Source organism: Aliifodinibius sp. S!AR15-10, from assembly GCF_031569985.1.
Classification (GTDB): Bacteria; Bacteroidota; Rhodothermia; order Balneolales; family Balneolaceae; genus JAMQKA01.
Genome location: NZ_JAMQKA010000023.1, coordinates 38651 through 60565, shown reverse-complemented (window position 1 = coordinate 60565; position 21915 = coordinate 38651). Strand labels below are relative to the sequence as shown.

Annotated in this window: 22 protein-coding genes; 9 read left to right on the top strand and 13 right to left on the bottom strand. The window is 46.8% G+C overall.

The annotated features are described in order from the left end of the window. Positions 1-71 precede the first annotated feature (71 nt). The 5 genes from NC796_RS15255 to NC796_RS15235 all read left to right on the top strand — a co-directional run bounded on the left by NC796_RS15255 (position 72) and on the right by NC796_RS15235 (position 2916). Positions 72-746 (top strand): CDGSH iron-sulfur domain-containing protein, encoded by a 675-nt coding sequence (locus NC796_RS15255; RefSeq protein ID WP_310685601.1) that lies wholly within the window; start codon positions 72-74, stop codon positions 744-746. A gap of 36 nt (positions 747-782) precedes the next feature. After that, positions 783-1157 (top strand): DUF423 domain-containing protein, encoded by a 375-nt coding sequence (locus NC796_RS15250; protein ID WP_310685599.1) that lies wholly within the window; start codon positions 783-785, stop codon positions 1155-1157. Positions 1158-1176: 19 nt separating this feature from the next. Beyond that, complete coding sequence (locus NC796_RS15245; protein ID WP_310685597.1) at positions 1177-1839, top strand: phosphoribosylanthranilate isomerase; 663 nt, start codon at positions 1177-1179, stop codon at positions 1837-1839. A gap of 54 nt (positions 1840-1893) precedes the next feature. Beyond that, positions 1894-2412 (top strand): hypothetical protein, encoded by a 519-nt coding sequence (locus NC796_RS15240; protein ID WP_310685595.1) that lies wholly within the window; start codon positions 1894-1896, stop codon positions 2410-2412. 132 nt (positions 2413-2544) lie between these two features. After that, positions 2545-2916 (top strand): MmcQ/YjbR family DNA-binding protein, encoded by a 372-nt coding sequence (locus NC796_RS15235; RefSeq protein WP_310685592.1) that lies wholly within the window; start codon positions 2545-2547, stop codon positions 2914-2916. Between the two features lie 8 nt (positions 2917-2924). Here the strand turns inward: NC796_RS15235 and NC796_RS15230 are convergent, their stop codons facing one another. From NC796_RS15230 to NC796_RS15180, 11 genes are all read right to left on the bottom strand, one after another. After that, positions 2925-3245: a DUF6787 family protein gene (locus NC796_RS15230; RefSeq protein WP_310685591.1), complete on the bottom strand. Its 321-nt coding sequence runs from the start codon at positions 3243-3245 to the stop codon at positions 2925-2927. Then, a complete protein-coding gene (hemL, locus tag NC796_RS15225; protein WP_310685589.1) occupies positions 3242-4546 on the bottom strand; it encodes a glutamate-1-semialdehyde 2,1-aminomutase in 1305 nt (434 codons plus the stop codon). Before hemL ends, NC796_RS15230 begins: the two co-directional genes overlap by 4 nt. Before the next feature lie 56 nt (positions 4547-4602). Further along, a complete protein-coding gene (hemB, locus tag NC796_RS15220; RefSeq protein WP_310685587.1) occupies positions 4603-5598 on the bottom strand; it encodes a porphobilinogen synthase in 996 nt (331 codons plus the stop codon). Between the two features lie 73 nt (positions 5599-5671). After that, positions 5672-7042: an oxygen-dependent coproporphyrinogen oxidase gene (gene hemF, locus NC796_RS15215; protein WP_310685586.1), complete on the bottom strand. Its 1371-nt coding sequence runs from the start codon at positions 7040-7042 to the stop codon at positions 5672-5674. Positions 7043-7107: 65 nt separating this feature from the next. Beyond that, positions 7108-8157, bottom strand: a complete 1050-nt coding sequence (gene hemE, locus NC796_RS15210) for a uroporphyrinogen decarboxylase (protein ID WP_310685584.1) — start codon at positions 8155-8157, stop codon at positions 7108-7110. A gap of 203 nt (positions 8158-8360) precedes the next feature. Next, positions 8361-9092: a uroporphyrinogen-III synthase gene (locus NC796_RS15205; protein ID WP_310685582.1), complete on the bottom strand. Its 732-nt coding sequence runs from the start codon at positions 9090-9092 to the stop codon at positions 8361-8363. 201 nt (positions 9093-9293) lie between these two features. Beyond that, complete coding sequence (gene hemC, locus NC796_RS15200; protein WP_310685580.1) at positions 9294-10217, bottom strand: hydroxymethylbilane synthase; 924 nt, start codon at positions 10215-10217, stop codon at positions 9294-9296. After that, on the bottom strand, positions 10210-11475 hold the full coding sequence (hemA, locus tag NC796_RS15195) for a glutamyl-tRNA reductase (RefSeq protein ID WP_310685578.1): 1266 nt from the start codon (positions 11473-11475) through the stop codon (positions 10210-10212). The genes hemC and hemA overlap by 8 nt, the downstream gene beginning before the upstream one ends. Before the next feature lie 2 nt (positions 11476-11477). Further along, positions 11478-12602: a ferrochelatase gene (gene hemH / locus NC796_RS15190; RefSeq protein WP_310685576.1), complete on the bottom strand. Its 1125-nt coding sequence runs from the start codon at positions 12600-12602 to the stop codon at positions 11478-11480. 414 nt (positions 12603-13016) lie between these two features. After that, the gene (locus NC796_RS15185; protein ID WP_310685574.1) at positions 13017-14411 is read right to left on the bottom strand and encodes a HAMP domain-containing sensor histidine kinase; all 1395 of its coding nucleotides are present in this window, start codon (positions 14409-14411) and stop codon (positions 13017-13019) included. 271 nt (positions 14412-14682) lie between these two features. After that, the gene (locus NC796_RS15180) at positions 14683-15384 is read right to left on the bottom strand and encodes a response regulator transcription factor (protein ID WP_310685572.1); all 702 of its coding nucleotides are present in this window, start codon (positions 15382-15384) and stop codon (positions 14683-14685) included. A gap of 164 nt (positions 15385-15548) precedes the next feature. On the opposite strand from NC796_RS15180, the gene NC796_RS15175 reads away from it, so the two are divergent. Continuing rightward, on the top strand, positions 15549-16343 hold the full coding sequence (locus tag NC796_RS15175) for an SDR family oxidoreductase (protein ID WP_310685571.1): 795 nt from the start codon (positions 15549-15551) through the stop codon (positions 16341-16343). A gap of 76 nt (positions 16344-16419) precedes the next feature. On the opposite strand, the gene NC796_RS15170 is transcribed toward NC796_RS15175, so the two are convergent. Both NC796_RS15170 and NC796_RS15165 read right to left on the bottom strand, forming a co-directional pair. Then, positions 16420-17571, bottom strand: coding sequence for a serine hydrolase domain-containing protein (locus NC796_RS15170; RefSeq protein ID WP_310685569.1), 1152 nt, complete (start codon positions 17569-17571; stop codon positions 16420-16422). Between the two features lie 70 nt (positions 17572-17641). Further along, positions 17642-18562: a DUF58 domain-containing protein gene (locus NC796_RS15165; RefSeq protein ID WP_310685567.1), complete on the bottom strand. Its 921-nt coding sequence runs from the start codon at positions 18560-18562 to the stop codon at positions 17642-17644. 281 nt (positions 18563-18843) lie between these two features. On the opposite strand from NC796_RS15165, the gene NC796_RS15160 reads away from it, so the two are divergent. The 3 genes from NC796_RS15160 (at position 18844) to carA (ending at position 21885) form a co-directional block, all read left to right on the top strand. Beyond that, on the top strand, positions 18844-19737 hold the full coding sequence (locus tag NC796_RS15160; RefSeq protein WP_310685565.1) for an arginine deiminase-related protein: 894 nt from the start codon (positions 18844-18846) through the stop codon (positions 19735-19737). 227 nt (positions 19738-19964) lie between these two features. Further along, a complete protein-coding gene (locus tag NC796_RS15155) occupies positions 19965-20435 on the top strand; it encodes a hypothetical protein (protein ID WP_310685563.1) in 471 nt (156 codons plus the stop codon). 331 nt (positions 20436-20766) lie between these two features. Beyond that, the gene (carA, locus tag NC796_RS15150) at positions 20767-21885 is read left to right on the top strand and encodes a glutamine-hydrolyzing carbamoyl-phosphate synthase small subunit (RefSeq protein WP_310685561.1); all 1119 of its coding nucleotides are present in this window, start codon (positions 20767-20769) and stop codon (positions 21883-21885) included. Positions 21886-21915: the final 30 nt, after the last annotated feature.

Sequence of the window (21915 nt, the reverse complement as noted above, 5' to 3'; positions counted from 1 at the left end):
TAAGAGCGGATTTTTTTTGAGAACATTCCATGTTAGAACTCAACAATAATTGAAAGGATTCGTGAATGCCCATGGAAGAAAGAATATTTACTTTTGAGAACGACTCCATAAAAATAACATATGATGCCAAACGGTGTATCCATGCGGCGGAGTGTGTGAAGGGCCTGAAAAAGGTCTTTGACCCCGACAAACGCCCCTGGATCCAACCCGAACATGAGGAGGCAGAAAATATCGCGGAAGTTGTACAGCACTGCCCCACCGGGGCCCTTCACTACGAAGCGAAAGACGAAAACCTGGAGAATGAGCGAACTCCGGCAATGAACACAGTGAGTGTTACTCCGGACGGTCCAATCTATTTTAAAGGAGATATTGAGATACAGGCGCATGACGGAAGCGTAATCAAGCGTGACAGCCGGTTTGCGTTGTGCAGGTGCGGCAAGTCGGGCAATAAACCGGCATGTGACAATTCCCACAAAAATATTCCGTTCAGTGCCCCGGCCCATATTCCCAGAAAAACGTTTGAAGATGAGACTTTCCAAAAAGATGATGGAAAATTGATTCTGAAAGTGTTGAAAGATGGACCCATTCTTGTAGAGGGTAACTATCAAATTTATTCCGAAACCTCACAACCGGTCAAAAGCTCTAAAAACATAGCCCTCTGCAGATGTGGAGGCTCCTCCAACAAACCGTTCTGCGATGGCACCCACAAAAAGATTGGATTTGAGCACGATTCCACACAAAATTAGATCCACAAAAATTCTAATAGATTCTTTTATTTCCTGATGAGTAAACTTTTTCTGTCGATTGGTTCAATCTGTGCGGCACTTGCAGTCATTCTAGGTGCTTTTGGGGCACATGCGCTAAAAAGCAACCTGGCTGCTGACATGCTTGAAATTTTCGAAACAGGTGTCCAATATCACTTCTATCACGCTCTAGGATTACTTGCAGTGGGATTCCTGGCGATACATTATCCTGAGTCTGGCTATCTGAAGTGGTCGGGCTGGCTGATGCTGGCGGGCATCATAATCTTTTCCGGAAGTCTATACATCTTGAGTATCAGTGGTGTGCGGTGGCTGGGAGCCATAACCCCAATTGGTGGGGTCAGCTTTATCGCCGCCTGGCTACTGCTTTCGATTGCGATACTCTCTGCAAACTGATTATAAACAAAAATTGAATATGAGTTTACCTGCTGTCAAAATTTGCTGTATCTCCAGCAAAGAGGAAGCAAAAATTGCAATTGATTATGGAGCATCAGCAATTGGACTTGTCTCCAAAATGCCAAGTGGCCCGGGTGTCATTTCTGAACAATTGATTGCCGATATTGCAGCTACCGTTCCGAAGGGCATAGATACCTTCTTGCTTACCTCACTGCAAAAAGCTAGTAAGATTATTGCACAACACCGGCGGTGCCAAACGTCCGCGATTCAACTTGTAGATAAAGTCGCACCGCAAGAAATAAGGGCTATCAAAAAGAGCTTGCCCCAAATTGACCTCGTGCAGGTCATACACGTAACCGGTGAAAAAGCAGTGCAACAGGCGGTCGAAATTGCTCCATATGTGGATATACTGCTCCTTGATTCTGGCAATCCCGATCTTGAAACCAAAGAACTAGGCGGTACCGGTCGCATCCATAACTGGGATATAAGTCGCGAAATTGTGTTAAATACTGATGTTCCGATCTTCCTCGCTGGTGGATTGAATCCTCAAAACATTTTAAAAGCAATAACAACAGTAAAGCCTTACGGTATTGATATTTGCAGCGGATTGCGGTCCAACGGAGTACTTGATCGCAGCAAAACAGCCAGATTTTTTAAAGAAATGAAAGCTGTTTCTCAATAATTGCTTGTCTGGTCAGTTATAAATAATTACATACTTCATTAAGCTATGCTAAATATGAAATTGCTTAAAAACACCCGGTTTCTGGTGGTCACCCTGTTGGTGCTGGGAATATCTATTCCTGTTTTAGCACAAAATGAAATTGAGCGTGAGCGTAGTTCGCTAAAAGGGATTGCAGAAATGGGATTTACGGTCAACATTGAAGCAAATGTGAGCCTGAACGAGAAGGGAGAACTGGAAATCACATCCATTAAGCAGCAGGCCGTTGATAAGCTCGAAGAAAGTGGTCTCACAATCATACCCGATAGCAGAATCCGCTCATCGGCTGACCTTCCCTATCTGTATATGCACATCAATACCATGGATGCCGGGCAGGGCCTGGTGCCTTTTTCTGTCTCACTCGACTTTTATCAGCCCGCGGAACTTACCCTGAATCGTAATCTACAAACCTCAGTAAGCACATGGCAAACCGGCCTTGTGGGCATTGTATCGTACGATCGAATGAATGTTATAGGTGAATCTGCGGTTAATTTACTGGACGATTTTATCAAAGATTACAACCAAGTAAATTTGTAAAATCAGACAGACACAAATTAAAGTAGAAAGAGGCCAAAGAATTTTTTTTATTTAGCCAACCTTTAGTTTTAAAAAAATTGTATCTCATTAGCAATATCAATTTTTAAAAATTTATCATAAAGTCATTTGCACATGAACATCGAAGATTTTCGAGAATATTGCCTTTCGTTTAACGGGGTAACCGAAGGATATCCCTTTGATGAAGATACCCTGGTTTTTAAGGTCATGGACAAGATGTTTGCCATGGTGGATGTAGAGAGTTTTGAACGTATCAACCTGAAATGTGATCCAGTTAAAGCCGCCATGCTCCGTGATCTTTACCAAGAAGTTACCCCTGGATATCATATGAACAAGCGGCACTGGAATTCAATAAACCCCAAGGGAGACCTGGATGATGTGCTCATTAAGGAGTGGATAGAAGATTCATACAATTTGGTAGTCGAGAATCTCCCCAGGAAGAAACAGAAAAAACTTGAAAAGATGGAGGAAAAGGAAGAAGACTAAAGAAGCGATTAACTGCCCGAACTTCTTTTTAACATGCCGGTTATGCGTTGCAGACTCTTTTTCTCAAATCGCCATACAAATTCAAATTGTCCCAATACAAAACCGTAAAAAAGAAAGAGAACCTGGTAGGCCGGGAAAACGGTCCCGACCCATGCTATGACCTCCACCCACAAAGCGGTATGCTCATCTATCCCCAGCCAACCGAATGCGAATTTACGGACATAAAGTGCTGTCATTCCCGTAATTGAAAATATGAACAGTATAAGTATCAGCTGGCCGATAGTCTCGATCTCCCAGCGTTTTTTTAATTTTTCGATCAGCTGATTCATGCGTCACCCATCTTTTTAAGCACAACATTGATGGCGGAGTCAGTTGCTTCTACTGTTTTGTCGAGCAGATCCTGAGAATGCGTAGTTGCCAGGAACCAACTCTCAAAGGGAGATGGTGGCAGGTAAACACCACGTTCCAGCATCTGGTGGAAAAATATTTTGAAGAACTCTTGGTCAGTAGTATTGGCAGAGTTAAAATCGGTCACTTCATTATCAGTAAAGAACACACTGCCCATTGAACCAACACGATTTATATGGTGAGGCACTTCATATTTGTTCATTACTTCAATAAGGCCAGTCTGCAGGTAAGCTGCTTTCTTTTCAAGATCGTCATAATGCTTGGGATGTTTTTTAAGTTCTGAGAGCAACATATACCCTGCAGCCATCGCCAGTGGATTGCCTGACAAGGTACCTGCCTGATAGACCGGGCCATCTGGTGACACCACTGACATGACCTCCTGCTTGCCCCCGAAGGCACCGACGGGAAGACCGGCACCAATTATCTTGCCATAAGTCACCATATCTGCTGTAACCCCGTACCGCTCCTGGGCCCCACCCTGGGCAACCCGGAAACCGGTCATCACCTCATCAAAAATTAGTACCGTATCATGAGCATCACATAACTCCCGCAAGCCCTGGAGGAATCCTTTCCGTGGTGGAATGCAGCCCATATTGCCGGCCACCGGCTCCAGAATGATTGCGGCCACTTCACCTTCATATTTATTCAGCAACTTTTTAACGCTGTTCAAATCATTAAAATCAGCATTAAGCGTGTCCTCTGCCGTTCCTTTTGTTACACCCGGGCTACTTGGCGAACCTAGTGTCAACGGCCCGCTACCTGCTTTGATCAAAAAAGAGTCACCGTGACCGTGGTAGTTACCTTCAAATTTGATCACTTTATCTCTCCCGGTATATCCACGGGCTACCCGGATTGCACTCATGCACGCTTCCGTACCGGAGTTTACCATGCGAATCTTGTCTACGCTGGGGACCATCTCTTTGACAAGTTCCGCCATTTTTACCTCAATTTCTGTGGGAGCCCCAAAAGAGGTAGATTTAGCGGCCGTTTCCTGCACCGCACTAATGACCGGCTCCCAGGCATGTCCCATGATCATCGGTCCCCAGGATCCCACGTAGTCGATATATTCTTTCCCGTCTACATCTGTCAGGATAGAACCCTTCGCCTTCTCCAGGAAAACGGGTGAGCCTCCAACAGAATTAAATGCCCGGGCGGGGGAATTAACGCCTCCGGGTATAAACTGCTGTGCTCGTTTAAAAAGTTTTTCGCTTGTTTCTAACATGATTTAAAAACTCATTTGTGTACGGGTACGGCGCACCGTGCCCAAAAATTATCGATCTAATTCTTTTCGTTTAATATCTTAGAAGCTGCTTTTGCAAAATACGTTGCGATTAAATCCGCGCCTGCTCGTTTAAAGCCGACCAGGGCTTCCATCATCGCTTCCTCCTCATTCAGCCAACCGTTGGCCGAAGCGGTCTTTAACATAGCGTATTCACCGGAAACATTGTACACTGAAACCGGCACCTGCACAGACTCTTTCACTGCCCTGATCACATCCAGGTACGGCAGGCCTGGCTTGACCATCACAATATCGGCGCCCTCCTGTTCATCCATCTGGGCCTCCTTGATCGCTTCTCGTACATTCGAGGGATCCATCTGGTAGGTCTTCTTGTCGCCAAAACCGGGGGCGGAGTCAAGGGCATCTCGAAATGGACCGTAATAGCTGGAGGCGTATTTAGCGCTGTAGGCCATAATTCCGGTGTGTCTGAAATCAGCCTCGTCAAGCGCATCACGCATCGCTCCAATTCGTCCGTCCATCATATCAGATGGAGCAACATAGTCGGCCCCAGCTTTGGCATGACTTACGGCCATCTCTGCCAACACCTCCACCGACTCATCGTTCAGAATCTCCCCGTCTTCCACAATGCCGTCGTGACCGTAACTGCTGTAGGGATCGAGAGCGATATCGGTCATTACCAGTATGTCGGGGAACTCTTTTTTGATCGCTCTTACCGCCTGCTGCATCAGCCCCTGGTCATTCAGGGCTTCGGTTCCCTCGTTGTCCTTTTTGCTGTCGGGTACTTTCACAAACACCAGTACTGAACGAATGCCGACATCCTTGAGCTCCTGGATTTCATCTATCAATAGATCCAAGGTATACCGGTAATAATCGGGCATGGAGGGGATCTCTTCCTTTTTGTTCTCACCCTCCATCACAAATACCGGGGCGATGAAATCGGCCGGCTTTAGGTGATTTTCAGCCACCATATCCCGGATGGCACTGCTCGATCGTAGTCTTCTCGGTCGTTTGTAAGGAAATTGTCCGTATGGCATAGTAATCTTCTTTGTACATTAGAACGCAGATAAGACGGATATGACAGATGGTCACAGATTAATTTTATCACTGTTAATCTGTTATACCTGCATTATCCGCGTTCTCAAATTCCTGTTTTTTGCTGTATTCAATCCAGTCAATTGGATTTTCCAGGCGGTTCAATAAATACGCTTCTCTGCTGTTTTCCTCAACTTTAAAATCGTAGTCCCAGCGCACACGGGGAGGCAAACTCATCAAGATTGATTCGGTGCGCCCATTGGTTTTGAGCCCAAATAACGTGCCGCGATCGTGAATAAGATTAAACTCTACATACCTTCCGCGCCGTATTTCCTGGAAATAGCGTTGCTTTTCATTAAACGGTTCATCCATTCGCCGCTTAACAATTGGGACGTAAGAGTCCAGAAAAACCTTTCCAACCTCGGTGGTAAATGCATACCAATCCTCAGCATCGCGCTGTTCCGTAGGACGCAGATAATCAAAAAACAACCCACCAACACCGCGTGCTTCCTGCCGGTGATCGTTATAAAAATACTCGTCGCACTCTTTTTTGAACTTGGGATAAAGCTTATCGCCGTGTTTGTCGCACGCCTTCTTGAATGCGCGGTGAAAATGAACAGCATCTTCATCCCACAAATAATAGGGTGTCAGATCTGCACCGCCGCCAAACCACTGATCCCGGATCTCGTTCATTTCGGAATCGTCGTATAGCTCAAAATAACGGAAATTGGCATGTACCGTGGGTACCATCGGGCTCTGGGGGTGAATTACGAGTGATATCCCCCCGGCCCAAAACCACCCCTGCTCCACTTCAAAGCGCTGGCGAATGAGCTCGGGCAACTCTCCGTGTACCGTCGAAACGTTCACGCCACCCTTTTCAAAAACGTCGCCCTTTTCAATGACGCGGGTATGTCCCCCGCCACCACCCTCGCGGTCCCAGTCGTCATGGCGGAACCGGGCTTTGCCATCCAGCTCCTCCAAGGTATCACAGATCTGATCCTGGAGATCGTAGATAAATTCGGTAAAACGTTTTTTAAGAGGCTTGTTTGAGTCCCCCTTCGAAGGGGGTGCAGGGGGATGACGTTCAATCCAATCTTCTAGGCTACGAGAGACATTCATGATATCATTCATTATTTCTTCATCGGAAAAACGAAGAATAGTGAAACCATATTCCTCAAGTTCTTTTTGACGCTCTTCATCTTTCCACCACCGCTCTTTGTTATGTGTGTAGCCATCAACTTCAATGATGAGCTTTAGTTCTTTGCACATAAAATCTGCGATATAATTCAATACCGGACGCTGACGAAGGAAAGTGTAACCTTTCATTTTACCGCCTCTTAACAGTTCAGTCCAGAGGCGAATCTCGGCTTGGGTGGAGTCTTTTCTAAGTTTTTTGGCAAGTTCTTTAAGAGCTTTATTATAGTCCAGATTTTCGAATTTACTCATGCTCTGCTTCCTGTTTTGTCATCCCCCTTAGTCCCCCTTCAAAGGGGGACTCTTTTGCTTCTGTGCTAATCAGTGGTTCCATATTCCTTAACGGTATCAATAAAAGCGCGGGCGTGATCCACAGGCACGTTGGGTAGAATGCCGTGACCCAGATTGGCGATATACTTGTCCTTACCAAACCGGTCAATCATTCGCTTGGTTTGCCGCTGAATTTCGTCAGTAGGTCCCAATAATTTTGTGGGATCCAGGTTGCCCTGCAGCGTAAGTCGGTTTCGAGTGGCTTCCCGGGCATATTCCGGGGTGATTGTCCAATCGATTCCCAGGGCCGCGGCATTGCTTCTGAAGCTCAGCCTCTCCAGCGCATACCAGCTGCCCTTGGCAAACAGAATGACCGGCACTTCCTCGATTTCATCTGCTATTTCCATCAGCCAGGGCATGGCCCACTCATTGAAATCTTCCGGCCCCAGTAGCCCCGCCCAGGAATCGAATATCTGCACGGCCTGGGCGCCCGCCTCAATCTGAGCTTTCAGGTAGTCAATGGTAGCCCGGGTTAGCTCTTTGAGTACGTGCCGGGCAGCGTTCGGATGCTGGTACAAAAATGCTTTCGCCTTATCGAAATTCTTGGAGCCCTCCCCCTGCACCATATAACAGAAGAGAGTCCACGGCGCCCCGGCAAAACCGATCAGCGGAACACGCCCGTTAAGCTCATTCCTGGTAAGGGTGATCGCCTCCATGACATGGTTCAGCTTTTCCGGCACATCCTCTGAGATGATAGAAAAGGCATCATCAACCGATGCAATCGGATTGTGCAACACCGGGCCCTTGCCCGACACCAACTCAACATCAATGCCCAGTGCCTGGGGAACGGTAAGAATATCAGAGAAAATGATCGCAGCATCGGGCTCTAACTCATCTATCGGTTGTATGGTAATCTCGCAGGCCAGCTCGGGCGTTTCCACGCGTTCAAAAAAGCTATATTTCTCGCGAATTTTCATGTACTGCGGCAGATAACGACCAGCCTGGCGCATCATCCAAACGGGTGGGCGTTCTACTTCTTCTCCGCGCAGAGCACGCAACAGGAGATCATTCTTTAGTGCCGGAAAATTTTTACTCATATTTTTTTCAGTTAACAGAGTGTCAGTTATCAGAAAATTATTCTCGTTCTGTAGTGCCACTCCTTTGCTAGTACAAGATGTAAGGTTAATGCGTAATGCATGATGCGTAACTGGGTTAACAGACCATGCAGTAACGCATCACGGGTTACGCATTACGGATCAAACTCCGGTCGGGAGTACAACTCCTCCCAACCTCTTTTAGACTAAACTTTTTCCTTGCTAAAAAGATAATGTGATACATTTCTCAAAAGCGTTTCCGTAGAGGGTTGATCAGCAATTTCCACTGCTTGCCCGGAGGCTTGCTCCAGGGCTTCACCGGTCGTTGGACCGATGGCAAACAGCACCGGCAACCTCTCAGAATCTTCAAACCCGGCTCCCTTCTTAAATCCTTCTACGGCACTGGGACTGTAAAAGAGAATGGCAGAAATCGGTTCTTCCGGCAGGTATACTTCATTAATTATGGTTTTGTACACCTCAATTTCTGTGACTGCTATCCCTTCCTTTTCCAGGCCATTGGACAATTCATCACGACTCAGATTCCCGTGAAAATAAATAACCGATTCCACTTTCCCCTCATCGGCTATCAGTTCTGCGAGATGCAGTGCATCTTGAATGACGGGAACTTTTGATTCCAACCCCAGCTCCTGCAGCGCCTCCCGTGTTTTGGAGCCCACCGCAAAAAGCTGTGTCTCAGGGCGTACCTGCAGGCCAGATTCCATCAATTGTTCAAGCGCTTTTACACCATTTGCACTTGTAAAAACCCATTCCGCTTTGGGATGCTCATTTATAACCCTCAGCACATCATCCCAGTACTGTGGAAATTCAAACTCCAATGCCGGCTCGATAATTGGATTCAAACCCATCACACGAGCGTATTCAATCTGCTGCCCGGAGAGAGGCCGCGTTACCAGTATGTTGTGCTTATCATGTCGCATAAATTGATAACTGTGTCAAATAACAATTGAACATATTACAATTCGCAATAAGCCAAATTCAGAAATTCATTTATAAGCCCTTAATGGTCGGGAGTACAACTCCCTCTCAACTTATAACTCCCTTCCCAACGCGCTACTTCTTCTGATCGTAACTCGAAGCGCTGCTTCGAGCTACAAAAACTCACAAAATAGCCGATAACACTAGTCTTCACTCATCTCATCGATCACTTTTGACGCTCCCTGCTTCAGCAACTCTTCTGCCGCACGGTGGCCGAGTTCACCAGCCTCCTCAGCCGGTTCACTTACTTCGAAATCGAAGCGTTCGCTGCCGTCCAGCATCAGGGCTACCGCTTTGAAATGCAGGGTGCCATCTTCAATCGTGGCGTATCCTCCGACAGGAGCGCTGCACCCGGCCTCCATGTCGTGCAAAAAATCGCGTTCAATGCGGGTACAAAGCTCAGTTTCCTGGTGATTTAGATCGTTGAGCAGTCGTTGCAAGACCAAGTCCTCCTCGCGTATCATAATCGCCATAGCCCCCTGGGCGGCAGCAGGTACCATCCAATCGAGGTACTGGCTAATATGGTCGCCCAGCCCGATGCGGGTCAAACCGGCCGCAGCAAAGATTGCACCGTCCCACTCATTTTCTTCCACCTTTCGGAGGCGTGTATTCACATTGCCCCGAATGTTGGTGATGGTGTGATTGGAATAGCGATTCAACCACTGCGCGCGCCTGCGATTGCTGCTGGTGGCAATAACCGCCTCGTAATCTTCATCTTCCAAAAAATCGGTTCCGCCAGGAGCCACAAGCGTATCACGGGCATCTGCTCGCTTAAGTACCGCTGCAACTTTTAAAGGAAGCGGATTTTCGGTGGGAAGGTCTTTGTAGGAGTGCACCGCCAGGTCGATCTCATCATTCAGCAAGGCATCATCCAGTGCTTTTGTGAATACTCCTTTCCCACCCATCTCGGTAAGCGGGGTGCTGAGATCGATATCTCCCTCCGACTTAACGAAAACAAGCTCGGTTTCTTGGCCGAGCTTGGAAAGTTGTTGGGCGACTTTTTTTGCTTGCCATGTTGCCAGCTCACTGTCGCGCGTTCCGATGCGAAGCGTCTTGCGTTTAATCATGATTTCGATCGGTTTCTAGCTTAAACATATCATTTACCACTTTGGTCACCTGCTCAGATTCGTGATGATCGCGCAGGTGTTCAATAGAATAAGCAGCAATCTTGTTGACAATGCGACGGGTCAGATTTTCAACTTTATCCCGGTCGCTGTCTTTGATCTTATTTTTGAAAAAGTCGAACTCATCTTCCCTGATCGACTCAAACTTACTGGTCAGTGCCTTAATCGTAGGCACTACCTTTTGCTGACTTAACCAGTTTTGGTAGTCCGTAATTTCATCATCTATAATTTTCTTGACCAACGGGATATTTTCTTCCCGTTTTTGATAGGCTTCATCCGTCACATCGGCCAAGAAATCCATGTTAGCCAGGTCCACGAAGTCTAACGAGCCCACTTCGGGATCAATATTGCGCGGTACGGAAAGATCAAGCATCACCTTAAAACGGCCATCTTGCCGGGACAGCTCCATATCTTCCAGTGTAATCACCGGTTCAGAAGCGCCCGTGGCCACAATAATTAAATCCGACTCATCAATTTGCGAGGGCAGATCATCATAATCAGCAACCTCCAAGTCATACTTGTCGGCCACGAATTCGGCACGATCGCGGGTTCGGTTGACCAGCGTCACCTTCTTTGCACCTAGGCTCACAAGGTTTTTGCAGGTAACCTTGCCGATCTTACCAGTTCCAACCAAGAGAATATTTTTATCGGTAAGGCTGTCGAACGTCTTCATCGCAAACTGAACGGCAGCATAGGCCGTAGTTGCGGCTCCCTCACCGAGTGAGGTCTCATTCCGCGAACGCTTGTGTGCCCGGAACACATGCTGCATCAACCGGTGCAGTTCGCCGGATACCGCGTCTTTCCCGGCGGCAAACTCATACCCTTCCTTCACCTGGTTTACGATCTGGAGATCACCCAGGATCTGGGAATCGAGTCCTACCGTTACCTGGAACAGGTGATCCACGGCCGCGCGTCCCACCTTCTCAAAACCGTAACGATGAAACTCATCCAGTGAAGCATCCGAGTAGGTGATAAGCAATCGAATCAGTTCTTCAGGAGCGGTGTCTTTGGCAAAAATTTCGGTACGATTGCAGGTAGATACCACAAACAGGCTTTCGATCCCCTCGCGGAGTGCACCGTCGATGAGATTCTCTTTCTGCTGATCACTGAGACTGAATTTCTCACGTACTTCAATCGCAGCCTCCCAGTGATTGACACCGATCACACTAAAATCAGCAAGTTCTTGCTCAACGTGTTGCATATCTATGCAGTAACCTTGTCTTTAAAATCAGTTTTTGATTGTTGTTCAGGAAGCAGATGATCAATTTTGTTAATCACTTCATCCGAAAGGGCCTTTATATAGGAAGGATGATCATTCAATCCTTTCATGACGGCCAGGTTCTCGAACTCATATCCTTCCTCTTCCAGGTCCTCTTTCAATTCGATTCCGAGTTCATATAGCGTTTCGATATGGTCGGTCACAAACGCAATCGGAACCATTAAAAAGTTCTTTATACCGTATTCAAGGTGGCGCTCCACCAGCTCTGCTGTATTGGGCTGTGTCCATTTCTGGGGCCCCACTTTCGACTGGTAGCCCAGCCAGTACGGCTCCTTGTAGTTGCGCATCTCCATGATCGCCTCCATCGTTTCCTTGATTTCGGCAGTATAGGGGTCGCCACTTTTTACCTCCAGCAGAGGCGTACCGTGTGCGCTGAAAATGAGATGCGTCTTGTTCCGGGTCTCCTCATCCATTGCATCCAGTTCCTCATCAATGCGGGCGTTCATCGCCTCCAGGTAATCAGGATTGAGATAGTAATTCTTGACATGAAATTCTTTCCAGGGAGTATCATCACCGAACTTCTTTTTCCGCTTTGTCTCCCAGTCCCGGAAACTGCTGCCGGTCGTGGTCCAGGAAAACTGGGGATACAAGGGCACCATAACGGCATGCGTGATACCATCGTCCACCATATCCTGCATCGTCGTTTCAGCAAACGGCACAAAATAGCGCATGCAGGTGTAGACATTGGCTTCAACATTGCCCGGCAGAACTTTCTTCAAATGCTTCTCAAGGCTCCGGCGCTGCTGCTCGGTCAACCCGTTGATGGGGGAACAGCATGTGGATACCACGCTGTTTTTTCGGTTCGGGCAGTGCTTGTTCCCTGTGCACCCTTTTGGGCAGCCATTGATCTCTTCATAATCTTCTGCCACGCTGGGAGCACGGAACTTAGCGATTACATTTGCAAAAACATCCTGCAGCTTACCACCGCCCATTTTAATGATATCCTCATCGCGAAACAGGTTGTACAGGAATGGGCGCACATAATCCTCCCCGGTGGGACCACCGAGATTCATAAGGACGACACCCAATTTTATTTTTTGATCTGGCATAAACTGTAAATCTATCAATATCCTTCTGGATCCAACAGAGATCAGGCCCAAAAGGCCTTGCATGCTAATTTCAAGCTTCTAAATAAATAAAACTTTTGTGAAGGGAATTTGAAGAGGACGTTACCAACTTTATTTAGAATGGATCTAGCCCAGATTTTTCCGGTTCGCCCGGTGAGCTTCCACGGCACAACCGATTAACTTGTATGTAAAGGCATTCTATTTCACATTTCATCACTTGGAATCAGGATGGGCAGGATTAAAGGATCTACAGGATTACTTCTTAATACAAATATTACATCCTGTGCATCCTCTAATCCTGTAAATCTCGGTTCCAATTTTTATTCATTCTATACACCTCCGCTCCGAAGTATCTCCCTTAGAGTGGTTATTCTCAGTTCCTAATTTTTAGTAACCTCATTTAGCAGGCAAGGTAAACCAGAACGTTGATCCTTTCTCCACCGTACTGTCCACATGGATCTCACGGCCGTGGGCGCTCAGGATGCTTTTGACCACGGCAAGTCCAAGTCCCGTACCCCCTTTGTCGCGCGAGCGGGCTTTATCGGTGCGGTAAAAGCGATCAAACAGGCGATCCAGATGTTCCTGGGAGATGCCGATGCCGGTGTCCTGCACCTGTACTTTTACTTCTCCATTTTTTGCATCATAATGCAGAGTAACTGATCCTTCGTTGGTATACTTAATGGCGTTGGAGACAAGATTGTCCACCACCTGCTCTATCTTACCGGGATCGCCGAGTACTTTGCAGGAGTGGGTATCGACCTGCAGGTCCACCGACTTTTCTTCCGCCTTGTCATCATACAGCTCATGGATATGCTGACCGATTTCTGCCAGGTCGAATGTCTTCTCCTCAATAAAGTATTCGTCTGAATCATAGCGCTGCAGCGTCACCAGGTCTTTGAACAGGCGACCGATACGCTCCGTCTGCTTTTGTGCATTCTTCAGGTATTTTTTGCGCTGATCCTCCGGCAAGGTATCCATCTCCAACAGCTCCAGCGCACCCGATATCGTATGCAGTGGATTGCGAATTTCATGGGTAATATCAGCAAAAAACTGCTGCTGCTTGATAGCCGACTTCCTGATCTTCTTGGTATCCTCCCGCAGTTTCGAGGCCATCTGGTTGAGCGATTCAGCCATATCGCCAAATTCATCCTTCCTGTTCAGGTTAATCTGGCGATCCACATCACCGCCGGCAATTTCATGGGCCACGTTTTTGATCTGTGTGATCGGTTTTGTCAGGTAGCGGGATATCCAGATGCTGACGATAATGACGAGCGCAATCGATATGAACATCCCGTAATAAATAATCCAGCGAATGGTCTTGATCGGGGCATAGATCTGGTCCTTGAACTGGCTGACCCGAATGTACTGCGCCGCGTTATTGCTCTCGGGGAGATAGGCGTAGCTGATCAGCTTGGGATTTTCAGACTCATTTTGCACCAATGGGATCTTGTTGCGGGCCTCAAGCGTCTTCTGGAGATCATGTCGCAGGTATTGGGAAAGATCGGTAAGCCCAGTATCCGGATAAGAGGCGAACAGTACCCCATCGCGATCGTAAAGTGCCAACTGGTAGCCCGAAGTCTCTGCTGCTTCACGGAAGGCCTGCTCGAATCCTGAGCCCGCCGAAAGGTTTTCGATAGTCACCACCAGCCACTGGGTATCCTTGTTGATCTGATCCACTCCTTCTTCCAGCATATAATTCCTGATAAAAAGAATGGAATAACTGCTGATGGCCGTTATGCCGAATATCAGTAGCAGAATAAAAGTCCAGGCCAGTTTGGAGCGTATACTCATCTGTTAAATCTCAAATGACAGTTATCAAATCACAATGATACATATTACTGTAATATTACACTATTCCTTGATTATTTGTATAACCCGTTGAGGGTTAAGAAATGTCTCTCAGTCATCCTGCACCCCGATGCAGGATCTCGCGGGGAATCGTAGCGTTGATACGATTGAGGGTTAATGATCAATACCCAAACCTTACCAGATCCTGAAACAAGTTCAGGATGACATAGAAGTTGTTACCCCCTAAAGGCGTAATTTGTTTATAATCGATTATCTACACACCCACAAGGTCCCGATTCAGGCCGTAGCCAATGCCCCGATAGGTTTTTACAATCTGCCCGGCATCCCCCATCTTGAGGCGCAGGTTTTTCACATGCACATCCACGGTGCGGTCGAAGACAAAATGATCATCTTCCGTAATATGCTCCAGAATCTCCTGTCGGCTGTACACCCGCTTGGGATTCTGGTAAAACAGCTGAATCAGGGTGTATTCGGTTGAGGTTAGCTCCACCTTTTCATCATCTACATACAACTCCTTGGCATCTACGTCAAGATAGGTATTGCCGTACTGCAGCCAGTTGGCTTTTTGCGGATTCTGCCGCCTCAGAAGCGTTTCAACATGGGTTTTCACGAGATCCAGGCTGGCCGGCTTGGAGATGTAATCATCGGCCCCGAGCTCTAGACCTTCAATCTCATCCTTTTCCTTGTCTTTGGCAGTCAAAAAGATGACGGGAATATCGTTCAAGACCGGGTGCTTTCTGATACGTCGGCAGATCTCCTTTCCGTTCACATTGGGAACCATAATATCGAGTACAGCAATATGGATTTCACTGGCCCGCTGGTCAATAAGCTCGAGGGCTTCGTTTCCTTCATGTGCGACCAATACTTCATAATCGTTCATCTCCAGGAAATTAGCTAACATTTCGGCCGGTTCTTTTTCATCCTCAACTAGTAATATGGTGTGCTTGTGTGCCACTGTACCACTGTTCGTTAACATTCAGGCAAAAAATACAAAAAACTACTTAGAAAACAGGGCTTTGACACAGGAAAAATACCGATTCACTTGTCGAGATTAACCGCTGTTTGTCTTATCATCAAGCCATTGAAAGCCGCCATCATCACCTAAACCCGTCAAGTATTATGTCTTTTAAAGATAAAGTTGTCTGGATCACCGGTGCTTCATCCGGCATTGGAGAAGCGTTGACCTACGCTCTGAGCAAACGAGGGGCCAAGCTGATTATCTCATCGCGGCGCCGGGAAGCCCTGGAAGAGGTAAAAGAGCAGTGTGAGGGTAACCGCTCGGATATTCAGATTATCTCGCTCGACCTGGCTGAGTCGGAATCACTGCCCGGTAAAACGGAAGAGGCCCTGGCTGCGTTTGGACATATCGACTACCTCTTTAACAATGGCGGGATCAGCCAGCGCTCTTTGGTTATGGATACCAGTATGGATGTAGTTCGCAAGGTGATGGAGGTCAACTTCTTCGGAACAGTGGCACTTACCAAGGCGATACTTCCATCGATGATTGACCGCAACTCAGGACATATCATCGTTACCAGCAGTGTCATGGGGAAGTTTGGTACGCGACTCCGCTCCTCGTATGCAGCTTCAAAACACGCATTGCACGGCTGGTTCGACTGCCTGCGGCAAGAGGTTTACGAACACAATATTGATGTCTCACTGGTGTGCCCGGGATACATAAAAACTGATGTTACGCTAAACGCCCTGGAAGGCGACGGGTCGCGCCACGGCAAGATGGGAAAGGGACAGGAAAAGGGAATGGAGCCAGACACATTTACCCAAAAACTTCTTCCAAAAGTCCTGAAGGGAAAAGAGGAGATTTATATCGGTGGATTTGAGCTGATGGGGATCTATTTGAAACGATTTTTCCCTTCGTTGCTTAATAAGGTGTTGAAGAATTCCGAAGTTACATAATAATCCGTGATGAGTGATGCGTAATACGTAAAATTTCTACTCACGGATGACGCATTACGCATCATGTATTACACTTCTAGCTTGCACTCTGTCGCGCAAGTAGCTCAAAGATCTCACCGGCGATATCATAAATTTTTGTGCCTTCGGGATCCCCCATCAGGTGTTGGTTTTCCAGGATGATGATCGTCCACTGTGGCCCGGGCACCCGGACAAGTAGTGAGTTAAACCCGGGATTGGATCCCCAGTGCCATACAAGCCGGTAGGATTGCTCATTGGGTTGGGGATTACTGCTAAAAGTGAAGGGTGCCTTAAAAAAATCTGTCACTTCATCCGGGTATGCACCACCGACGACCCATCCGTACCCGTAATTCCCGTCTCCTGGGGTCATCATCTCATTCCGAATATCTTCTGGTAGCAGCTTGTCAGCATACAGCAACTGCACCCACCGATAAAGATCATTTACCACAGAATAAATACCACCTGCAGCGTAGGCGGTAGAGGGGCTTTGAAACGGTGCTTTCTCATAAAACCCGTTGGAAAGTCGCTCATATCCTTCGGCCATTCGCTCAACCACCATCCGGTTGAACTGGTAGCCGGTATTTTCCATCTGTGCCGGTTCTAATATGCGATCCTGCAATACACGGCCGTATGACATACCGGTTATCTTTTCAATAATTATGCCCAGTAAAAAATAGTTGGAATTACTATAACTGAAGTCGGTGCCGGGTGGAAACAGGAGCTCCCGCTGTGCAATAACATTTACAAAATTGGCGGGTCGTACGTCGACCCTGCTGGTGGTATCCGGCCAGCTTTCGAAGTTGGTATAACTGGGAATACCGGAGGTATGGCTCAACAAGTGACGGACCGTTACGTCGGCAGCATATTGCGCAGGATAGTCGGGCAAATACATTGACAAGGGATCATTCAACGAAATACTACCCTGATCAACAAGCTGCAGAACCAGGATAGCGGTGAACGATTTTGTCAGTGAGGCAACCTGGAAGCGAGTGTCGGCAGAGTTGGAAATACTCCACGACCGATTTGCCATACCGTAGCCGTTGCTATAAACCTCTCCGTCACGGGCTACCAAAACGGCGCCGCTGAACAGTTCCTGATCTGCATATGAGCCTACTAAACTGTCTACCTTCCCAAAGTCCGTGGGTTGTGCAGGTAATTGCAGGCATACAAAAAGCGTCAAAACAATAAGCAAAACCAATGTCCTTCTCATACTGCCCGTAGTTATTCTTAGATCGCCAGGTTTACCAATTATCCGTTCTCTCTCTTTATTTATTACTCATTTAACCTAGATTTTTTCTTTTATTCAGATATGCCAGCAAGGCAAGGTCGAACGAGCTTTGGGTATCAACCTCCTCAAAATCAATTTGGAATTCGCTGCATGCCATTTTAAAGCGATGGGTATACTCGGCCACCTTCTTTTTATAATCTTCTCTGACCTGCGCCGGCAACACCTCCATCTCGGTTCCCGTTTCCATATCCTCAAGGCGGTATCGGCGATCCGGAAAATCCAGTTCGCGTTCGCTTTTTTGCTCCATCACATTAAAAAGGAGCACCTCGTGTTTTCGATGCCTCAAGTGCTTCAGTGCTGAAATCAACTGCTCGTGCTTATCCACATTTTCAAAAAGATCAGTAACTATGACCACCAGACTGCGATGATTCAGGCGCTCAGCCACTTCATGGATCACTTGCGCCGAGCCTGTTTTCTTTCGGTCACCGGGCCCCTGTTCTTCCTCCTTCAGCCGCTTTTCCAACTCTTGGAATATCAGGCGGAGATGAGAATAAGATGACTTCGCAGGGATAAAGCTCTCAATTTTATCGCTGAATGGGATGAGTCCCGTGGCATCACGCTGACGGTGCATCAGGTAAAGCAGTGCCGCTCCAAAATTGATGCCATAGCGTAACTTTGTCCACTCTGCAAAGTGCTTAAAATACATGGAACTGCTGGTATCAAGCAGCAGGTAGGCGCGCAAATTGGTTTCCTCCTCATACCGCTTTACGTAGAAGCGCTCTGTCTTGGCGTACACTTTCCAGTCTACATGCTTCAGATCATCACCAAAATTGTAGGGCCGGTGCTCTGCAAATTCTACACTAAACCCGTAATAGGGACTTTTGTGGAGGCCGGAAATAAATCCCTCAACAATTTTTCGTGCCCGCAACTCCAGGGGAGCCAACTGGGAAAGCAGTTCAGGATTAAGCAGCATACATTCAGTAAATGAATTTTTGATTCATTCAAACTATATCAACGCCTTCAGTTTTTTAAGTATGCCTTTTAAAAAGGGAAATGAAAAATATTTTTTGTAAAAGAATCGGGCACGCCCTATTTGATTTATTCTACCCTTCAATTTGTTATCTTTTTAGAAAGGTGTTAAAGGTTACAAGTTAAATGGACAGATCCCGTTTTGGATGCTGGCGGCCACAACCTTCAACCGTTAACTTTCAACACATAACGACTGGAAACCCGCATTTCAGACTCACACATTCCATGGCACAAATCATAGAATCAGCCGAACAACTGGATTTTTCTATTTATGATCTCCCGACAATGCCACAACCAAAACAGGTGTTAATGGTAGAGCCAACCTACTTTTCGGTGGATTACGTGATTAACCCACATATGGCTGACAATGTGGGAAAAGTGGATAAATTAAAAGCGCAAAGTCAGTGGGATAAAATCTATTTCACCTTTGAGCAGATCGGTCTAACTGTCCACCAGCTGGAGGGACAGGAGGGACTGCCCGATATGGTGTTTTGCGCAAATCAAAGCTTGCCGGCTTTTGACGGTGTTAAGAAGCATGTAATTATGAGTATCATGCATGCGGATGAGCGTAAAAAGGAGGTCCCCTATATAGAGCAATGGTACAGGCAGCACGGTTACGTTGTTCATTTCCTGGACGAGGAGCATATCCAGGATTTTGAAGGTTGTGGTGATGCTATCTGGCATACCGATCGCCGCTTGCTTTGGGGTGGATATGGCTATCGTTCATCGCTGGATGCCTACCGGGCGGTAGCAGACAAACTGGATTTGCCGATTGTTACCCTGGAATTGGTGGATGAATCATTTTACCACTTGGATACCTGTTTCTGTGTGCTCAATGAAACCACAGTATTAATTTACCCCGATGCCTTTACCAAACAGGGACTCGAACTCATAAACGCTGTTTTTGGGCGGGTTGTCAAGGCTGGCGAATATGAGGCGAAAGCGCTGTTCGCCTGCAATGCCACCTGTCCCGATGGCAAGAATGTAATCATTCAACAGGGCTGCTCCGACGTAAATAAAAAATTGCACGACGCTGGGTTCTCCGTTCATGAAGTGGACACCTCAGAATTCCTGAAAAGCGGCGGCAGCGTATTCTGTATGAAGCAACTGTTGTGGTAATTAGTAATGCGAAATTCTTGATGCGTAATTTTTCGTAAGTACGTGGTGTTTAACCAGCATGTGCCTGCTCTTGTTTGTGACTCTAACTATAGTAAAAAAATATTTTCCAAGGTTATTGACTTGTGTCGTAAAAACTACATAATATTATCACTCATCTACTATTGGCAATAACACCATTTGCACGTCTATTAACATTTATCAATTAATTCTCTGAAAGAGAGAAAACCATGCATTTCTCATTTTCCACTAAACTTTTTGTGGGATTGCTATGCGTATTAACTTTGGTATCCTGCAAAGACAATTCGACTGACTCAGAGTTGTCCACCGCTGTTGGACTCTGGAAACTCAATTCAACAGAGAATGATATCAGCTATATCAATGTCACGGAAACTTCCGTTACCACGTATGACTATATGGGTGATGAGTATGACCAGGGCGAAGATTGCTACCTTATCGAAGTTGAAGATATCCTTGAAATCAACGGTAACATATATACCTTTACCGACCCGTTTGATGACAGCAAAACAATTGATGTAGAAGTAACGGTCAACGGTAATACGTTAACCGTTAAACAACCTGTAGCCAGCGGCACGGTGACCTTTGAGTATACCAAACACAATGGCAACACCAGTTCCTTTACCCCTGAATGCACAGATGAGGAACAATTAGCCAAAACCGGCTTTACTACTTTCGAATAAGTAAAAAACGGTGTTCTATTAAAAGGGCAACACCCCTAAAAGTATTGCCCTTTTTAAATTTTACATAATAGCGTTGAATATCGAATTCGCAGTTCATATATTTGACCAGTTTTGGACGCGAAAATCACTCACTAAAAAACGATCAGCGTTTGTTTTATAAAATGAAGCCGGATGCAGTACCAAGGTTATGCTTGATGAAGCATTGGGCTTCCATTTTTAAAAAATTTTTTGATCAATACACCTCACCCCTTTTTTCAATCCGACACAGGTTCTGTTGTCGGATTTTTTTAGATAATAACCGCAACCCGATAACAACACTTCACAAATAATAATGTCACTTTACCCTCGCGATAAAGCCATCATAGCACTTTCCGACGGTACCGTAGAACATGGTTACGCCATCGGCAAGAAAGGTACCACTGGTGGAGAACTTTGCTTCAATACCAGTATGACCGGTTATCAAGAAATTTTTACCGATCCCAGCTACTATGGTCAGCTCATGATGATGACCTACCCCCACATCGGCAACTACGGCACCATGAGCCGTGACGATGAAGCGCGTCAAGTAATGATATCCGGGCTTATCGTTCGTTCATTTTCATGGGAGTTTAGCAATCCCATGGCCGACGGCAGCCTGCAGGAATACCTGGAACGCAATGAAGTCATCGGAATCAGTGGCGTCGACACCCGACGGCTGGTGCGACACATTCGAACGAAAGGCGTAATGAACGCTGTAATCTCCTCGGAAGAACTTGATGAAGAAAAGCTAGTACAGAAAGCAAAAAACTGGCCGCAGATGAAAGGGCTGGAACTTGCCAGCGAAGTAACCCGGCAGGAACCGCAAACTGTTCACAGTGAAGGGCCGTATAAAGTGGCCGCTTTTGACTATGGTATTAAACAAAATATCATCAATAATCTCGTAAACCGCGGCTGCACGCTCAGAATTTTCCCAGCAAAAGGAGATTTCCTTGAAGAGATTAAGACCTGGGAACCGGATGGATTCTTCTTCAGCAATGGTCCAGGCGATCCCAATGCAACCAGCCAGTACGCACTCGATGTTGTTCGGTATGCCAAAGAATCGCAGAAACCGTGCTTTGGTATCTGCCTGGGGCATCAACTAATGGCGCTCGAAGAAGGAATCCCTGTCAAAAAAATGTACGTCGGGCACCGGGGAGCCAACCAGCCGGTACTTAACAAGGAGACCGGGAATGTCGAAATTACTACCCAAAATCACGGGTTCGCAGTAGATGAAGAGGCACTGGACGAATCCAAGGTCGAGGTTACACATGTAAACCTCAATGACGATAGTATCGAAGGCCTCCGTTTCAAAAGCTACCCTGGATTTTCCGTACAATATCACCCGGAAGCTTCCCCTGGCCCACACGATTCCTCCTATCTTTTCGATCACTTTCTGGATCTTATCAAGGAAGGAAAAGAGGAACTGGTTTAGCATCGCAAGTGTAGGGGGGCTCCATGCCCT